Consider the following 17635-nt stretch of genomic DNA (forward strand, 5'->3'; position numbering starts at 1 on the left):
TATTAATAGCAGTCTGTGGTGTGGCTTTTCAAGTGTAGACCGCAGAAGGTTTCATCTCTAGAACATGAAAGTTACAATAGTGCGGTCTCACTCAGGTTTTAAGCACTATGAAAAAACGTATTCACACTCTCATTTCTGCCATGAGTGAGCACATGTATGAGCGTGAACAGATTATTGCCCTGAGTTTGCTTGCAGGTGTGGCGGGTTTAAATACCTTTTTATATGGTCCACCCGGTACAGCCAAAAGCTTGATTTCGCGCCGTGTGTCGAGCGCATTTGAAATTACAGAATATTTTGAATATTTAATGAATCGCTTTAGCACGCCTGAAGAAATTTTTGGTCCTGTGTCAATTAAGGCACTGAAAGAAGATCAATATATTCGTAAAACTGAGCATTATTTGCCGCGAGCTGAATTTGCATTTTTAGATGAAATTTGGAAAGCCAGCCCTGCGATTTTGAATACCTTACTGACTTTGGTAAACGAACATAGTTTTAAAAATGGTGACATGATTCAACACGTACCACTAAAAGTCCTTATGAGCGCTTCAAATGAAATACCAGAAAGCGATCAGGGACTTGATGCACTTTATGATCGTTTTATCTTACGCTTGGTAGTGCCTCCCATACAGCAGGTCAATCATTTTCATGCATTGTTGCAAGCCAAGCCTGTAATGGCAAAGCCAGAAGTCGACAGTGCACTTAAGATTAAAAAGCACGAGCTTGATGAGTGGCGTATACAGATCTATGCAGTGCAGTTACCTGATGCTGTTTTAGCTGTGTTTGATGAAATTAAACAACGTTTAGCGCTGAATCTGGATGAGCTTGATATTTATGTGTCCGATCGACGTTGGCAACGTGTGGCATATTTGGTTAAGGCTGCCGCTTTTTTAGACCAACGCAGTCAAGTTGCGCTAAATGATTTGTTTATCTTGCAGCATTGTTTATGGACTCAACCCGAGGAAATTGAACTTATTGCTCAAATTGTCGAGGAATCAATTTTAGAGTTTGGTCTGAAATATGCCTCAGCATTGGATGAATTAATTGTAGAAAAAGAACAGTTAGAACAAGACATTTTAAATGCCTTTTACTATACCGACGACGTGTATGAAAGTTATCTCATTGCCGATACTGAATATTTGCGTGTCACGATGAATTTAGATGAACATTATAAAGATCGAACTTTGTATTTGGCACTGGATAAAATGGGCACCAATAAAGACTTTTTTGCTGTAGATGTCACCGGTGAAGAAGTACGCGGTATTGTGTGCAATTATAACGGTGGTCGTCGTTGTACCTTAAAGGGTGGCTACTATGGTTTGGAAGAAGTGGTGACGCCTTATATTAAATATCCAAAAGGCAGTCTGCGCAATGTGGTAGATGATGCACAAGTGGTGCAATTGAAAGCACAGATTAAACAGCTCAAAGCGAAACTACAACAAGATGCTATGCAACAAGCGCAGGCTTTTGCACATGAGCAACAAGCCTTGCAATCAATATTTGTGTTGCCTGCGCAGGCAGAAAAATTGGCTCAAGGCATGCAAGCAAGAGAAGCGCTGTATCAAATCCAACAACAGGATTGTGTACGTTTGGAACAGTTATGCCAGCGCTAAAAACAGCATCGGCACGGCAAACGCATGCTTCTATTCAGCGTTTAACGGATCAGCTCTATGGTGAGCTTGGGCAATCGAGTGTTAAGCATTGGCTAGATGATCGTAAAGTGGCACAAAAGTTAGATGAGCGTGTGCATGAATGGGCTTATCAGGCTAAAAATAATTTAGACACGCAACATCCTTATTTGGCTGAAGTACAACAGTTTGAGTTTTGGATGGCACAGTCAGAAGTGAGTGCTACACAATTCCAGCAGATGCAACAACAGTATCAGGCCATGACGGAACGTTTGCAGGACACACCGCTTTTAGATGCATGGCACTATGCAGATGAACCACTGAATGACAATCGTAGGCAACTGCATTTTCAAATATTGAAAGATAAGTGGCAACGTAAGTTAACTGAGGCGATTGCGCATTGGGAATTTGAACAATTGGCGCTGATGCGTGATGCATTTTTACAAGATATTCAAGACTTTTTGTTGTCCTTACAAAAAATGTCCAAACATCAAGATAGCTTAGGTGCAGATACGGGTATTTTTATTGATTATTCCAGTGGGAAACTGAGCCCACAAGCGGTTGAAAAATTTGCAGAATGGAGTGAATACTTAGCCAGTGATGTTGCTTTGCAACGTTTGTGTAAGCTGATTGGTTCAGCACAGCCGACACATTTTGCACGTAAGCATATTGCGACACAGTGGCATAACCAGCCTGATAGTGCTGTTGTTGAGCAGGCTTCAGATGAAATTGCAGGCATACAATTAGGTCGAGAGCTGTCGTGGGCACTGCCGAATGAACTGGCTTTGTTGGCAGATCCTGATTTGCAGATTCTATTTGATTTAAAATATCTTGAATCCAATATCAGTAGTTTTCATTTGCAAGGACAGCAAGCCAGTCGAATTTTGCATGATGCAAAACCGAAGCAAAAGCCCGTGGGTAAAAAAGGTCCGATGATTGTCTGTCTAGACACCAGTGGGTCTATGCATGGTCAGCCTGAACTGATTTCGAAAGCGATGTGTTTGTATTTATCTATACAAGCACTGCGTGAAAAACGTCCCATGTATTTAATTAACTTCTCGACCCATTTGACGGCTATTCAGTTAAAAAAAGGGCAGGCGCTTGATGATGTGATTGAGTTTTTAAGCCAATCTTTTCACGGGGGCACCGACATTATTCCTGCCATGCAACATGCAGTAGATATGCTAGAACAGCCCACCTTCCGCCAAGCGGATATTGTAGTGATTTCAGACTTTATTATGGGTCAGTTGGGTGTAGAATTGATGCAAAGCATTGAACAACATAAACAGCAAGGTACAGGCTTTTATGCTGTGGCGATTGGTAATTTTAGATTTGATCATTTAGATCAGGGTTTATTTGATCATCAATGGATTTATCAGTCGGCAACTGGCAAGGTGATTGAGCTTCCTAACAAGTCAGCGCGAGAGATACCTTTAAAATAGGGCGTGACCTGAACTGATAAGAAAATGGTTTTTAAAGAAAAATAATTGAAAAAATTGTTAGACATGCGTCGAGATAGGTAAAAAATGCCAATCTAAAGACGATTTTTGCAAATGGATTGCATAGCCAGTTGGCTTACTTTTTTTACATCGGTTGGTGTATTGCGTACACCACATTGGCGTATTTCGCAGATCGGATGCGAATAAAAAAGAGTAAGCATTATGCAAATGATTAGCCCAATTAAAAAAGCACTGTCTAAGGTATTTACCACTCCTATATTTGATGAAAATAGCCAATCGAATGTTGTGCCAATTCGTCACATGAAATTTGATTTTGAACCTCAAAAAATTGATGAAAAATTTTATATGAATGCAGAATTGGCCAGTGCTTATTTTGCCTCATTATCAATTTTTTTGACTCGCGGTGAAGACCTTGTGATTGATACCGCGCGATTTCACCGTGATTTCATTCAAGACCCTGTGCTCAAGCAACGCGTGACCTCACTCATTGGTCAAGAAGCTATACATTCAAAAATGCATGAAGAGCTGAACGAAGCTTATTTACAACGTGGCTTACCTGTGACGATTTTTCGTAAATTAGAACATTATGTCTTTGCTTATGGTTTTGAACGCTTACCACAACCAATGAAGCTGTCATTGATGGCTGCAATTGAGCATTTTACAGCGGTATTGGCTGAGTACATGATGAATCATGAAGAGCTATTTTTTAGATCGAGTGATGAGAAGCAACGTGCCATTTGGATGTGGCACATGCTAGAAGAATCAGAGCATAAAGATATTGCCTTTGATGTGTTTCAGGTCTTATCCAGCAATTATGCATTGCGTGTGGCTGGCTTTTTTCCAGCCCTGATCACGATTCTCGGCTTAATCTCAGTCGGTGCTTTCTTTGTACCGTTTTACCGCAAGCCATCAAACTTAATCAGTCTGAGTTATTGGAAAGATGTACCGCGTAGTTTCCAGTTGATCTTTGGCTTAAAAGACGGGGTTTATGGTAGCAGTATTGGACATATTTTTGATTATTTACGACCAAGCTTTCACCCGAATGATCACGATACCTCGGTGTTTTTAGAATATTACAAAGATCGTTTATTAAACCCAGAAACAGGGGTGTTAACGCCGTATTTCACCAAAGAATTTACGCCAGCGTTGCGTGTGTAAGTGCAGATTGAGATAAGGACATATCGATGGGATTATTTAGTCAAAAGAAAAAGCCAAGTCACCACGCATACGCAGTTGTAACAGGTGCAGGAAGTGGTATTGGACGTAGTTTTGCACTTGAGCTGGCACAGCGCGGTGGTCAAATTGTATGTGCAGATATTAACTTAGAGGCAGCGCAAGAAACAGTAGAGCAGATCCGTAGCAAAACAGGTCAACAAGCTTATGCTGTACAGTGCGATGTGGGAAATAAAGAGTCTGTGCAGGATTTGGCATCAGAAGCTGAAGCTTTGCTTGGACACCCTGTAAGTTTGTTAATTAACAATGCGGGCGTGGGCTTGGGTGGTAAGTTTGAAGAGGTTTCTCTTGAGGATTGGCAGTGGTGTATGCATGTCAACTTATGGGGGGTGATTCATGGTTGCCACTATTTTGTGCCGAAGTTTAAGCAGCAAGGTTTTGGTGCCATTATTAATGTGGCATCTGCTGCAGGTTATACCGTAGCGCCCGAAATGACTGCATATAACGTGACCAAATCGAGTGTGTTGGCATTGTCTGAAACCTTGGCTTCTGAGCTACGTGCTTCAAACATTCGCGTGAATGTGCTATGTCCAACTTTGGTTCCAACCAATATTATGAAAAATGGCCGTTTACCGAGTCGTTATTCGGGTATGGCTGATAAATTATTGATGCAACATGCTTTTACCACCAGTGATGCGGTTGCAGCGAAAACACTGAATCAATTGGATGCAGGCAAGCTGTATACCATTCCGCAACCCGATGCGAAGTTATTTTGGTGGTTAAAACGTGCTTCACCAAGTTTGTACGTCAAGCTTTTAGGTTTGGGTTATCCCATTTTTAGTAATTTGACCAAATAAAACAGTGAATAAAATGAATATGGAAACACAATTAGATCTAGCAGATGAATCTCAGGCCGTATCTGAGCAAGGCGATTCAACACAAGTGAATACAAAGACAGTGGCGAAGACTGATAGCGCTAAAGCTACAAAAAAAGCAGTTGAAAAAGTACTGCATACTTACGACACAATTGTGATTGGCGCGGGAATTTCAGGAATTGCAACGGCACATAAAATGCAACAAGCAGGCTATGATAATTATCTTGTGCTCGAAAAAGCAGACCGTGTGGGTGGAACATGGCGTGATAATAATTATCCAGGCTGTGGCTGTGATGTACCTTCAGCACTGTATTCGTTTTCATTTGCACCGAGTCATCAGTGGAGTCATTTGTTTGCCAAGCAACCTGAAATTTTAAGCTACTTAGAAGGCGTGGTAACTAAATTTAAGCTACAAGATAAAATTCAGTTTAAGCACGAACTGCTGGAAGCAAAATGGGATGCAAAAGCGCATGTGTGGAATTTGGAAACCTCACAAGGTGCATATCGAGCAAAAACTGTGATTTTTAGCACTGGCCCGATTACAGAGCCATCTTTACCAAAAATTAAAGGTATTGAAAGCTTTAAGGGGGAAATGTTTCATTCTGCGCGCTGGAATCATGATTATGACCTAAAAGGTAAGCGTATTGCGGTGATTGGCACTGGTGCTTCTGCAATCCAATTTATTCCACAAGTACAGCCTTTGGCTAAAGCGTTGGTGGTATTTCAGCGCACAGCTCCTTGGGTATTGCCAAAAGCAGACATGCCACTGGGCAATAAAACCAAAGCATTGGTCGAGCGATTCCCTGCCATTCAGCAAATCTGGCGTGGTAGTGTGGCGCAGATTTTAAATGGCATTAACTTTGGTTTACGTCATCCGAATTTTTTAGAGCCTGCGAATTACCTCAGTCGTCAATTGTTAAAATTGCAAATTAAAGATGACACACTCAGAGAAGCCGTAACCCCCAATTTCTCGATTGGCTGTAAGCGACTTTTATTTGCCAATAACTATTATCCTGCATTGCAACAAGACAATGTTAAATTGGTGCCGCATGGTTTAGTTGAAATAGACGGAAATACCGTCATTGCAGCCAACGGTGAGCGCTTTGAAGTGGATGTAATCTTACTGGGTACGGGCTTTGAAGTGGCTCATCCGCCTATTGGTCAGCGAGTTTGGGATACGGACGGTATTCGACTGTCGGATCGTTGGAAAGACAGTTCTCCTGAGGCGTATTTGGGGGCGAGCATTGAAAAAGTACCGAATGCATTTTTGGTGCTAGGGCCAAATATTTTGGTTTACGATTCATTTATTGGTATTGCAGAAGCACAGATTCAATACATTGTGGATGGGCTACTTCAAATGAAACAGCAGGGCTTAAAGCAAATCTCAATTAAGCCAGATGTATTGCGTTACCATAATGTGAAGTTACAAGCCAATCTGCATAAAACCGTATTTAATGCAGGCGGATGCTCAAGTTATTATTTAGATCAAAATGGCCGAAACTTTGCTGCATGGCCGTGGTCCTTAACTGAGTTAAAAACTCGCCTACAGAAGCTCGACTTATCGCGTTATGATGTTACTTAAAGCTAAAAAAACAGATTTCATTAAAAGCCTGAGTATATCTCAGGCTTTTTTATTTATCGTTTGAATGGGTGCTTCGATAGAATTTAGCTCTTTTTGATTCCGCTTGAATATGCCGAGTACTTAAAACGTCTTAAACGCCTGCCTAAGCTAGCTAATGAGGATTGTGCGGGGGGAATCTTAAAATGCTTGTGGCTGCGCTGATATGAGCGCGTAGGCACATCATTGGAGTGACTTAAAAAGCAATATACAGATTTAATTGTTTAGATATAAAAAAACCGCCACAAAGGGCGGTTTTTTTATATCGAAGAATTCTTGCGAATTAACGACCTTGGATGTCGCGTTCAACTTCACCAGTGTAAAGCTGACGTGGACGACCAATTTTGTAAGGTGCGCTGTGCATTTCTAACCAGTGGCTGATCCAACCAACAGTACGTGCAAGAGCGAAGATTACAGTAAACATTTCTGTTGGGATACCAATCGCTTTAAGGATGATACCTGAGTAGAAGTCTACGTTAGGGTAAAGGTTACGTTTGATGAAGTATTCGTCAGAAAGCGCAATACGTTCAAGTTCCATAGCCAAAGCAAGTTGTGGATCGTTGATACCAAGTGCAGTTAACACTTCGTCACAAGTCTCTTTCATTACTTTCGCACGTGGATCGAAGTTTTTGTAAACTCGGTGACCGAAGCCCATAAGTTTAACTTCTTTAGTTTTCACTTTTTCCATGAACGGAGCAACGTTCTCTACAGTGCCGATTTCATCAAGCATCTTAAGAACAGCTTCGTTTGCGCCGCCGTGAGCAGGGCCCCAAAGTGCAGCGATACCAGCAGCGATACATGCGTACGGGTTAGCACCAGTAGAACCAGCTAAACGTACTGTAGACGTAGAAGCGTTTTGTTCGTGGTCAGCATGAAGCGTGAAGATACGGTCCATTGCTTTCGCAAGAATAGGGTCAACTTTGTAGTCACGATCTGCTGGAGTAGCAAACATCATGTACAAGAAGTTTTCTGCATAGCTTAAATCGTTACGTGGGTAAACGAATGGTTGACCTACTGTGTATTTGTAAGTCCAAGCAGCCAAAGTAGGTACTTTAGCGATTAAGCGGATTGCAGTGATTTCACGGTGGTCAATGTTTTCAACATCGAAGCCGTTGTGATAGAACGCAGAAAGCGCGCCAACAACACCACACATGATCGCCATAGGGTGCGCATCACGGCGGAAGCCATTGAAGAAACGGCTAACTTGGTCGTGAACCATAGTGTGGTTACGAACTTTAGCATCAAATACTTCTTTTTGTTCAGCTGTTGGAAGCTCACCATTCAAAAGAAGGTAACAAGTTTCTAAGTAGTCTGCTTTAGTTGCAAGCTGAGCGATTGGGTAACCACGGTGTAAAAGAACGCCTTTACCGCCATCGATGAATGTGATTTTAGATTCACATGCAGCTGTAGATACAAAACCAGGATCAAAAGTAAAGTGACCTGCGGCCAATACATCTTTAACGTCGATTACATCTGGGCCCAATGTGCCGCTGTAAATTGGTAATTCAATTTCTTTGCCATCAAGCTGTAAAATAGCTTTCTTGCCAGTTGCTTCAGACATTCAATAGATCTCCTGTCCCGGTGAGTGTTTATCTGACTCTTAATGCTAATATTTTAATGCGAGAATCAGACGGATCAAAATTTGCTATAAGATTAGTGAGTACTGAAATTTTGTCAATTATACTTATGGATAAAAGTGCCACCTTCACACAGGTTTGGTCATCTCTTTATCCAACTTGAAATGAGTCAATTACAGCATCGACGCAGTATGATAAGTCAAATTAGAGCAGAGTTGCAGACTTAAATGATGTTGCTGCTTTATTTCTAAACAAATTTTAATTGCTAAAAACTCTGAATGTTTCTTATTAATCAAGTCATATTATGACTTAAATTATTATAATTCTCGTAACTTACAGGTTTGTGATTCATGAAAGTGTCGTTTTATTACTCATAATTAAAAGCGCTAAATAGAAGTTGTAAAAAAGTTTGTTTGCTCAAAAAATGACTTATTAAAAGTATAAAATTGGGTGTTTAGTATTCGATTTTTAATTTTTTTGACAGTTAAATGGCAGTTTTTAGCGTTAAAATTGTGCAAAACATAGAGTTATTCACAGACTAAGTTGTTATTAAGTCACGTGATATTTCACAAATGTTTTTGAAAATAAATAATAAGTATTTAGTTGCTAAATAATGGTGTTGGATAAACTTATGTTTTTGATTAAAATAAAGAGGGGACAGACATAAACTTTTTTTGTGCTTTAGTCTAAAGTAAAAAACAACTATTACAACGCCAAAAACTATTTATGAAAATAACATTTAATATTTGAAAACCAATAACATAGTGTTTAAATCTGATCTTTTTACATTGTTTTTATGTTTAAATTAATTGTTAATGATTCTTATTTAAGGATTTTTTTGATTATTTCCTAAATGGCATTGTTTGTATTTTGATAGTTCACGTTTTATAATTCAGTGTCGTTAAAAGTTTAGGTCTTATTTATCTAGCTTTAATATATAAATAAGTCCGAACAATGCCAGCTTTCCTTCGAATTAATTCCAACAAACTCCGGATGGAGTTTTTACTTACAGGATGCCCGCTGTGAAAAGCAACAGACCTGTCAATTTGTCCATGGGTCAAGTTTTATCAGTAAACTTAAAATCCCCTGTGGCTATTGCATCAATTTTACACCGTCTTTCAGGTGTTATCGTATTTTTACTTGTACCGGTACTGCTTTGGTTATTAGACAAATCATTGTCTTCACCAGAAGGCTTTGCAGCGGTTCAAGAAATCTTTAATGGTTTCATTGTTCGCTTCATCGTATGGGTATTTGTAGCCGGTTTAATCTATCACTTTATTGCTGGTGTTAAGCATTTGCTTGCTGACGTTGGCGTAGCGGAAGAGCTACAAAGTGGTCGTACAGCAGCTACTATCGCATTAATCTTGTCTGCAATCGGTATTATTGCGGCATTTGTATGGATCGTACTCTAATGAAAAGTGCTTCAGGTTTTTCGGGTTCAGGTTCTCGTGATTGGTTTGTCCAACGCTTAAGTGCTGTGGTACTGGCTGTATATACTGTTGTTGTCTTTGGTTGGATCCTTTGCAACAGTGGTTTTACATTTGAACAGTGGTACGGCTTTATGATGACATTACCAATGAAGATTATGTCTTTATTGGCTGTCTTATCTCTTGTTGCGCATGCGTGGATCGGTATGTGGCAAGTATTCACAGACTATGTGACTACTCGTCAAATGGGTCCTTCAGCAAATGGTCTGCGTTTAGTGCTGACTTCTGCAGTTATTATTGCTGTATTTGCATACGCAATCTGGGCGATCCAGATTTTTTGGGCGAATTGATAGGAAACAATCATGGGCGCTATAACCCCTAAAGAAGATTACACAAATATTCCACACGAAACTTTCGATGCAGTCATCGTTGGTGGTGGTGGTTCAGGTATGCGTGCTTCTTACCAACTTGCTCAAGCTGGTTTGAAAGTTGCTGTATTGACTAAAGTATTCCCAACTCGTTCACACACTGTAGCGGCGCAGGGTGGTATTGGTGCATCTCTTGGTAACATGCAAGAAGATAACTGGCACTATCACTTCTACGACACTGTTAAGGGTTCTGACTGGTTAGGCGACCAAGACGCAATCGAGTTCATGACTCGTGAAGCGCCTCAAGTTGTATACGAGCTTGAACACCTTGGTATGCCATTTGACCGTAACGCTGACGGTACAATTTACCAACGTCCATTTGGTGGCCATGCTGCGAACTATGGTGAAAAACCAGTTCCACGTGCATGTGCAGCTGCCGACCGTACAGGTCACGCGCTTCTTCACACGCTTTATCAAAGCAACGTGAAAATGGGTACTCAATTCTTCGTAGAATGGATCGCGCTTGATCTTATTCGTAACGAAGCTGGTGATGTACTTGGTGTTACAGCAATTGACCAAGAAACTGGTAAAATTGCAGTATTCCAAGGTAAAGCAACATTGTTCGCTACTGGTGGTGCTGGTCGTGTTTACCGTGCATCTACTAACGCTTATATCAACACTGGTGACGGTCTTGGTATGGCAGCTCGTGCAGGCATTCCATTACAAGATATGGAATTCTGGCAATTCCACCCAACAGGTGTTGCGGGCGCAGGCGTATTGTTGACAGAAGGTTGTCGTGGTGAAGGTGCAATCCTTCGTAACGATGCTGGTGAGCCGTTCATGGAACGTTATGCTCCGACACTTAAAGACTTGGCACCTCGTGACTTCGTATCACGTTCTATGGACCAAGAAATTAAAGAAGGTCGTGGCTGTGGTCCTAAGAAAGACTACATCTTGCTTGATATGACGCATCTTGGTGCTGACACAATCATGAAACGTCTTCCATCTGTATTCGAGATTGGTAAGAAATTCGCGAACGTTGACATCACTAAAGAGCCAATTCCTGTAGTACCTACAATCCATTACCAAATGGGTGGTATTCCTACAAACATTCATGGTCAAGTGGTTGTTCCTGTTTCTCGTGAAACTGAAGCTTTGGTTGCGAACTACAACAAAGAAACTGATGTGTACTCACACAACGCGGGCGACCGTGATTTCACTAAACCAGTGAAAGGTTTCTATGCAATCGGTGAATGTTCATGTGTATCTGTACATGGTGCAAACCGTCTAGGTACAAACTCATTGCTTGACTTGGTTGTATTTGGTAAAGCTGCTGGTGAACATATTGTTGACTACGTAACTAAACACCATGGTGATGAATACGCTCCATTACCTACAACTGTTCTTGAAAACACTTTGAATCGTGTTCGTCATCTTGATGAATCTACTTCTGGTGAAAATGCTCAAGAAGTTGCAGATGCAATCCGTGACATCGTTCAAGACCACGCTGGTGTATTCCGTACATCTGCACTTCTTGAAGAAGGTGTGAAACAGATTCTTGCGATCGAACCACGTGTACGTAACATTCACTTGAAAGACAAATCTAAAGTATTTAACACAGCGCGTGTTGAAGCTCTAGAAGTTGAAAACTTGTATGAAGTTGCGAAAGCTACATTAATTTCTGCAGCTGCACGTAAAGAATGTCGTGGTGCGCATACAGTGGTAGATTTCGAATTACCACCTGATCATGCTGACTACCCATACGGCCGTCGTGATGATGAGTGGATGAAACACACTTTATGGTTCTCTGTAGATAACCGTCTAGAGTACAAACCAGTACGTTACCGTCCATTGTCGGTAGATGCTATTCCACCTAAACCACGTACATTCTAATTGGGAGAAGTAAGATGAGTAGAGGTACTCGTACATTTAATATCTATCGCTACGATCCTGATAAGGATGCAGCTCCGTACATGCAAACTTTTAAACTAGAGTTGACTGACAAGCACCGTATGTTGCTTGATGCGCTTCTAGCATTAAAAGTGCAAGACGAATCTTTAACGTTCCGTCGTTCATGCCGTGAAGGTATTTGTGGTTCTGATGGTGTAAACATCAATGGTAAAAATGGTTTAGCGTGTCTTTGGAACCTAAACGACTTACCAGACGTGATTACAATTCGTCCATTACCAGGTCTTCCAGTAGTGAAAGACTTGGTTGTAGATATGAATCAGTTCTACGATCAGTACAACAAAATCCATCCGTTCCTAATCAACAATCAGCCTGCGCCTCCTAAAGAGCGTTTGCAGTCTCCTGAAGATCGTGAACACTTAGATGGTTTGTATGAATGTATTCTTTGTGCATGTTGTTCAACTTCATGCCCATCATTCTGGTGGAACCCAGACAAGTTCTTGGGTCCTTCAGCATTGTTAAATGCATACCGTTTCATCATTGACTCACGTGATACATCTACACAAGAGCGTTTGGAGCGTCTTGACGACCCATTCTCGCTTTTCCGTTGTAAAGGTATCATGAACTGTGTGTCAGTATGTCCTAAAGGCTTGAACCCTACTAAAGCAATCGGTCACATCCGTAACATGCTTTTAGATATGGCTGGCTAATGCGGTACTGATGTAAGTCAAAAAAACGCACCTTTGGGTGCGTTTTTTTTATGCTGATCATTTATGTCATGGGAATGTCATGAAAACTTATGCAAAATAGCGATGTTTAAAATAGCTTTAAAATATAACGCTACAGTATTGAGTTGCTAGATGTCAGCAAAATTGATGAAATTTGCAAAATTATTGTGGTTAATAAATGACGGGTTGCTCAGCTGGGCATGTAAATGTGAATGGAAAATGTTATCATATAACGCATAAGAGGGTGTCGGTAGAAATATTGAACACTCTTTTGTTTTATTTGGCACTATTTGTTAAGACTTTAGTATCGATTGCAAGATTTTTGAACTTAAAGCACCATATCTTAGCTGGAAAATATTGAACTGTATTTAGCCAATTTATGGGAGGTATGTGTCAAAAAAATCAATTGAAAACAGGTTACGTGTTAGCATTTAACATACGACTATATGCGAAAAATGTGAATGAAATTGGTACATTTTTTCTACATTTTAAAGCATTAAAGCAGTATATAAATGTCAGATGACATGTTTTGAAGTCGGTTTAGACAAAGTAAATAGTCGAATTTATTTTATCTAAGACGATTTGCAAAAAATTGCCCGGTTTTGCTGGGTATTACAATGAGTGATGATGCCGCTGAGGGGTGTTATTGTTCGTTAATCACATTGGGAAATCCTAATGTAGTGATAACGCCTCATGGCTTAAGCCTAATGGGGACTAATGTCTTTTTACCAATAAGACATTATTAATCATGGGTTCGCTTAAAAAGCATCCTGAAATGTTTTTGCAATAGGAAATGGGTCCACAAATGCAAGAAGTTGCTGACGCACTGCGTCTTGACACTGAACTTTCCGCTGACAGTGCAGCGTATATTGAAGAACTTTATGAGCAGTATTTAACGGCTCCAGACTCAGTGGAAGCTGACTGGCGCGAATACTTCGATAAATTCCCTAAAGGTGATCAACCGCACAGCAATGTACGTGAGCAATTCCTATTATTAGGACGTAATTCAAGTCGTGTTCAACCTGTCGTTCAAAGCGCAGTAAGCACTGATCACGAACGCCGTCAAATTGGTGTATTACAACTCATCGCTGCATACCGTAACCGCGGTCATCAAAAAGCAAAATTAGATCCACTTGGTTTGGCTAAGCGCGAAATCGTGCCTGATCTAGACCTTGCTGCACATGGTTTAACTCAATCAGATATTGATACACCGTTCAACACGGGTAATCTTGCGATTGGTAAAACTGAAGCAACTCTAGGTGAAATGGTTCAAGCGATGGAAGCAACTTATGCTGCTTCAATTGGTGCTGAATACATGCACATTGTTGATACCAAAGAAAAACGTTGGATTCAACAACGCCTTGAAGGTGCTAAAGGTCAATTTGGCTTTAGCGCTGAACAGAAAAAGCATGTACTTGAACGCTTAACAGCTGCTGAAGGCCTTGAAAAATACCTAGGTAACAAGTTCGTTGGTGCGAAGCGTTTTGGTGTAGAGGGTGGTGAATCATTCATCCCTATGGTTGACTCTTTGATTCAACGTGCAGGTTCTGTAGGTTGTAAAGAAGTGGTTATCGGTATGCCTCACCGTGGCCGTTTAAACCTTCTTGTAAACATCATGGGTAAAAACCCAGCTGACCTATTTGGTGAGTTCGAAGGTAAAGCACTTCATAAAAAAGGCTCTGGTGACGTTAAATACCACCAAGGTTTCTCTTCAAACGTTATGACTCCGGGTGGCGAAGTTCACTTGGCACTAGCGTTTAACCCATCACATTTAGAAATCGTTGGACCTGTAGTTGAAGGTTCTGTACGCGCACGTCAAGTACGTCGTAAAGATATCGGTGGTGATGATGTATTACCAATCATCGTTCACGGTGATGCTGCATTTGCAGGTCAAGGTGTTAACCAAGAAACCTTCCAAATGTCACAAACTCGTGGTTACACAGTGGGTGGTACAGTTCATATCGTCGTGAACAACCAAGTTGGTTTCACAACGTCTGATCCACGTGATGCACGTTCTACAGAATACTGTACTGACATCGCGAAAATGATCCAAGCACCGATCTTCCATGTGAACGGTGATGATCCTGAAGCTGTATTGTTTGTTTCTCAATTGGCACACGATTTCCGTCATACATTCCGTAAAGACGTCGTAATCGACATGTTCTGCTACCGTCGTCGTGGTCACAACGAAGCCGACGAGCCAGCTGCAACTCAGCCAATGATGTATCAAATCATCAATAAAAAAGCGACTACTCGTACGCTTTATGCTGACAAACTTGTACAAGAAGGCGTTCTTGATCGTGCTTCTGCTGATGCAATGGTTGAACAGTATCGTTCTGACCTTGAAGCAGGTAAACACGTTGCAAATGCGTTGGTACTTGAGCCAAATACAAAAATGTTTGTGGACTGGAAACCTTACCTAGGCCATGAATATACAGACAAATGGGATACCACTTTCCCAATCGAACGTCTAAAAGAGCTTGGTGCGAAAATGCGGGAGCTTCCTGAAGGCTTCGTGATGCAACGTCAGGTTGCTAAAGTGATTGATGATCGTCTGAAAATGCAGACTGGTGAAATGCCATTGAACTGGGGTGCAGCTGAAACTTTAGCTTATGCATCTATTCTAGATGAAGGCTTCCTTGTTCGTTTAACAGGTGAAGACGTTGGCCGTGGTACATTCTCACACCGTCATGCAAAACTTCATAACCAAGTAGATGGTTCAACTTACATTCCATTATGTAACTTGAAAGAAAACCAACCACGTACTGCAATTTATGACTCATTATTGTCAGAAATGGCGGTTCTTGCATTCGAATACGGTTATGCAACGACTCTTCCGAAGAGCCTTGTAATTTGGGAAGCGCAATTTGGTGACTTCGCAAACTGTGCACAAGTTGTAATCGATCAGTTCATCGCGTCTGGCGAAACGAAGTGGGAGCGTGTATGCGGTCTGACTATGCTTCTTCCACACGGCTTTGAAGGTCAAGGTCCTGAGCATTCATCAGCTCGTTTAGAGCGTTTCTTACAGCTATGTGCTGAAGAAAACATGCAAGTGATCACACCGACTACACCAGCGCAGATTTACCATGCGATGCGTCGTCAAGCACTTCGTCCAATCCGTAAGCCAATGATCGTGACTTCACCGAAGTCTCTTCTTCGTCACAAACTTGCAACATCTACATTAGAAGAGCTTGCAAATGGTACATTCCAAACTGTGATCGACGAAATCGACAACATCAACAAGTCAGACGTAACTCGTCTCGTACTTTGTGGTGGTAAGGTTTACTACGACTTACTTGAAAAACGTCGTGAAAAAGAATTGAACAACACAGCAATTGTTCGTATCGAACAATTGTATCCGTACCCAGAAGCGCGTCTTGCTGAGGTTCTTGCACAATATCCAAACGCTACTGAATTGGTTTGGGCTCAAGAAGAACCGAAAAACCAAGGTGCTTGGTTGTTCATTGCGCCACGTCTATACGAAGGTGTAATGAAGTCTGGCAAACAGCTTCAAATTAGTTACGCAGGCCGTGAAGCTTCAGCTGCACCGGCATGTGGTTCACCATATTTGCATGCAAAACAACAAGCTCAGCTCGTAAATGATGCTTTAGCGATCGTAGCTGAATAACAGGAGATTCTTAATAATGGCAACCGAAATTAAAGCACCGGTATTCCCAGAGTCAGTTGCTGACGGTACAGTTGCAACTTGGCACAAACAACCTGGTGAAGCAGTATCACGTGATGAAGTGATTTGTGATATTGAAACAGACAAAGTTGTTTTAGAAGTTGTAGCTCCTGCTGATGGTACGCTTGTTACAATCATCAAAAACGAAGGTGATACTGTTCTTTCTGCTGAAGTGATTGCTGAATTTGCTGAAGGTGCTGTTTCTGGCGCTGCAGCAACTCAAGCAGTTCAATCTGAAGAGAAAGTAGAACAAGCTGCTGCACAAACTCAAGCGGGCAATGCACCGATTGTTGAACGTGCTCAAGTTGCTGACCAAGCACCTGCAGTGCGTAAAGCATTAACTGAGTCTGGTATTGCTGCAACTGATGTTGCGGGTACTGGTCGCGGTGGTCGTATTACTAAAGAAGATGTTGCAAATCATCAAACTAAACCAGCTGCTGCTCCTGTTGCACCGCTAAGTGTTGCTGTAGGCGAACGCATCGAAAAACGTGTTCCAATGACTCGTCTTCGTAAGCGTGTTGCTGAACGTCTACTTGCTGCTACTCAAGAAACAGCAATGTTGACTACGTTTAACGAAGTGAACATGAAACCAATCATGGAAATGCGTGCGCAATACAAAGATGCTTTTGAAAAGCGTCATGGTGCACGTCTTGGCTTCATGTCATTCTTCGTTAAAGCGGCAACTGAAGCACTTAAACGCTACCCAGCTGTAAATGCTTCAATTGATGGCGATGACATCGTTTACCACGGTTTCTACGACATCGGTGTAGCGGTTTCTTCTGATCGTGGTCTAGTGGTTCCAGTGCTTCGTGATACTGACCGCATGAACTATGCTGAAGTTGAAAACGGTATTCGTGCATACGCTGGTAAAGCGCGTGATGGTAAATTGGGCATCGAAGATATGACTGGTGGTACTTTCACTATTACTAATGGTGGTACTTTTGGTTCATTGCTTTCTACACCTATCTTAAATACGCCACAAACTGCGATTTTGGGTATGCATAAAATCCAAGAACGTCCTATGGCTGTAAATGGTCAAGTAGAAATCTTGCCTATGATGTACTTAGCGCTTTCTTATGACCACCGTCTAATCGATGGTAAAGAAGCAGTAGGCTTCCTTGTAACAATCAAAGAATTGTTAGAAGAACCAGCTAAGCTAATCCTTGATCTTTAATACTTCAGAATAATGCA

General features: G+C 41.3%; 12 protein-coding genes. 11 read left to right on the forward strand and 1 reads right to left on the reverse strand.

The window, feature by feature from the left end; all coding sequences use genetic code 11:
* Positions 1 to 107 precede the first annotated feature (107 nt).
* The 5 genes from HYG93_RS09880 (at position 108) to HYG93_RS09900 (ending at position 6715) form a co-directional block, all read left to right on the forward strand.
* Entirely contained in the window at positions 108 to 1610 is a 1503-nt protein-coding gene (locus HYG93_RS09880; RefSeq protein ID WP_120364948.1) for an AAA family ATPase, read from the forward strand.
* Positions 1598 to 3067, forward strand: coding sequence for a VWA domain-containing protein (locus HYG93_RS09885; RefSeq protein WP_178962445.1), 1470 nt, complete (start codon positions 1598 to 1600; stop codon positions 3065 to 3067). The genes HYG93_RS09880 and HYG93_RS09885 overlap by 13 nt, the downstream gene beginning before the upstream one ends.
* 219 nt (positions 3068 to 3286) lie before the next feature.
* Complete coding sequence (locus tag HYG93_RS09890; RefSeq protein ID WP_120366609.1) at positions 3287 to 4243, forward strand: metal-dependent hydrolase; 957 nt, start codon at positions 3287 to 3289, stop codon at positions 4241 to 4243.
* Positions 4244 to 4269: 26 nt separating this feature from the next.
* Positions 4270 to 5115 (forward strand): SDR family oxidoreductase, encoded by an 846-nt coding sequence (locus tag HYG93_RS09895; protein ID WP_178962446.1) that lies wholly within the window; start codon positions 4270 to 4272, stop codon positions 5113 to 5115.
* A 19-nt stretch (positions 5116 to 5134) separates the two neighbouring features.
* A complete protein-coding gene (locus tag HYG93_RS09900; protein ID WP_372658868.1) occupies positions 5135 to 6715 on the forward strand; it encodes a flavin-containing monooxygenase in 1581 nt (526 codons plus the stop codon).
* Between the two features lie 319 nt (positions 6716 to 7034).
* On the opposite strand, the gene gltA is transcribed toward HYG93_RS09900, so the two are convergent.
* The gene (gltA, locus tag HYG93_RS09905) at positions 7035 to 8312 is read right to left on the reverse strand and encodes a citrate synthase (protein ID WP_106985728.1); all 1278 of its coding nucleotides are present in this window, start codon (positions 8310 to 8312) and stop codon (positions 7035 to 7037) included.
* Between the two features lie 1029 nt (positions 8313 to 9341).
* On the opposite strand from gltA, the gene sdhC reads away from it, so the two are divergent.
* The 6 genes from sdhC (at position 9342) to odhB (ending at position 17618) form a co-directional block, all read left to right on the forward strand.
* A complete protein-coding gene (sdhC, locus tag HYG93_RS09910) occupies positions 9342 to 9740 on the forward strand; it encodes a succinate dehydrogenase, cytochrome b556 subunit (protein WP_130125670.1) in 399 nt (132 codons plus the stop codon).
* Complete coding sequence (gene sdhD, locus HYG93_RS09915; protein ID WP_106985726.1) at positions 9740 to 10105, forward strand: succinate dehydrogenase, hydrophobic membrane anchor protein; 366 nt, start codon at positions 9740 to 9742, stop codon at positions 10103 to 10105. The genes sdhC and sdhD overlap by 1 nt, the downstream gene beginning before the upstream one ends.
* A gap of 12 nt (positions 10106 to 10117) precedes the next feature.
* Positions 10118 to 12016, forward strand: coding sequence for a succinate dehydrogenase flavoprotein subunit (gene sdhA / locus HYG93_RS09920; RefSeq protein WP_120366607.1), 1899 nt, complete (start codon positions 10118 to 10120; stop codon positions 12014 to 12016).
* Positions 12017 to 12030: 14 nt separating this feature from the next.
* A complete protein-coding gene (locus HYG93_RS09925) occupies positions 12031 to 12741 on the forward strand; it encodes a succinate dehydrogenase iron-sulfur subunit (protein WP_106985724.1) in 711 nt (236 codons plus the stop codon).
* Between the two features lie 823 nt (positions 12742 to 13564).
* Positions 13565 to 16387 carry a 2-oxoglutarate dehydrogenase E1 component gene (locus tag HYG93_RS09930; RefSeq protein WP_106985739.1) on the forward strand — a complete coding sequence of 941 codons (2823 nt, stop codon included), beginning with the start codon at positions 13565 to 13567 and terminating at the stop codon, positions 16385 to 16387.
* Between the two features lie 16 nt (positions 16388 to 16403).
* The gene (gene odhB / locus HYG93_RS09935) at positions 16404 to 17618 is read left to right on the forward strand and encodes a 2-oxoglutarate dehydrogenase complex dihydrolipoyllysine-residue succinyltransferase (protein WP_106985723.1); all 1215 of its coding nucleotides are present in this window, start codon (positions 16404 to 16406) and stop codon (positions 17616 to 17618) included.
* Positions 17619 to 17635 lie beyond the last annotated feature (17 nt).

Origin of the sequence: Acinetobacter sp. SwsAc6, from assembly GCF_013391565.1 — a bacterium.
GTDB classification, from domain to species: Bacteria; Pseudomonadota; Gammaproteobacteria; order Pseudomonadales; family Moraxellaceae; genus Acinetobacter; species Acinetobacter cumulans.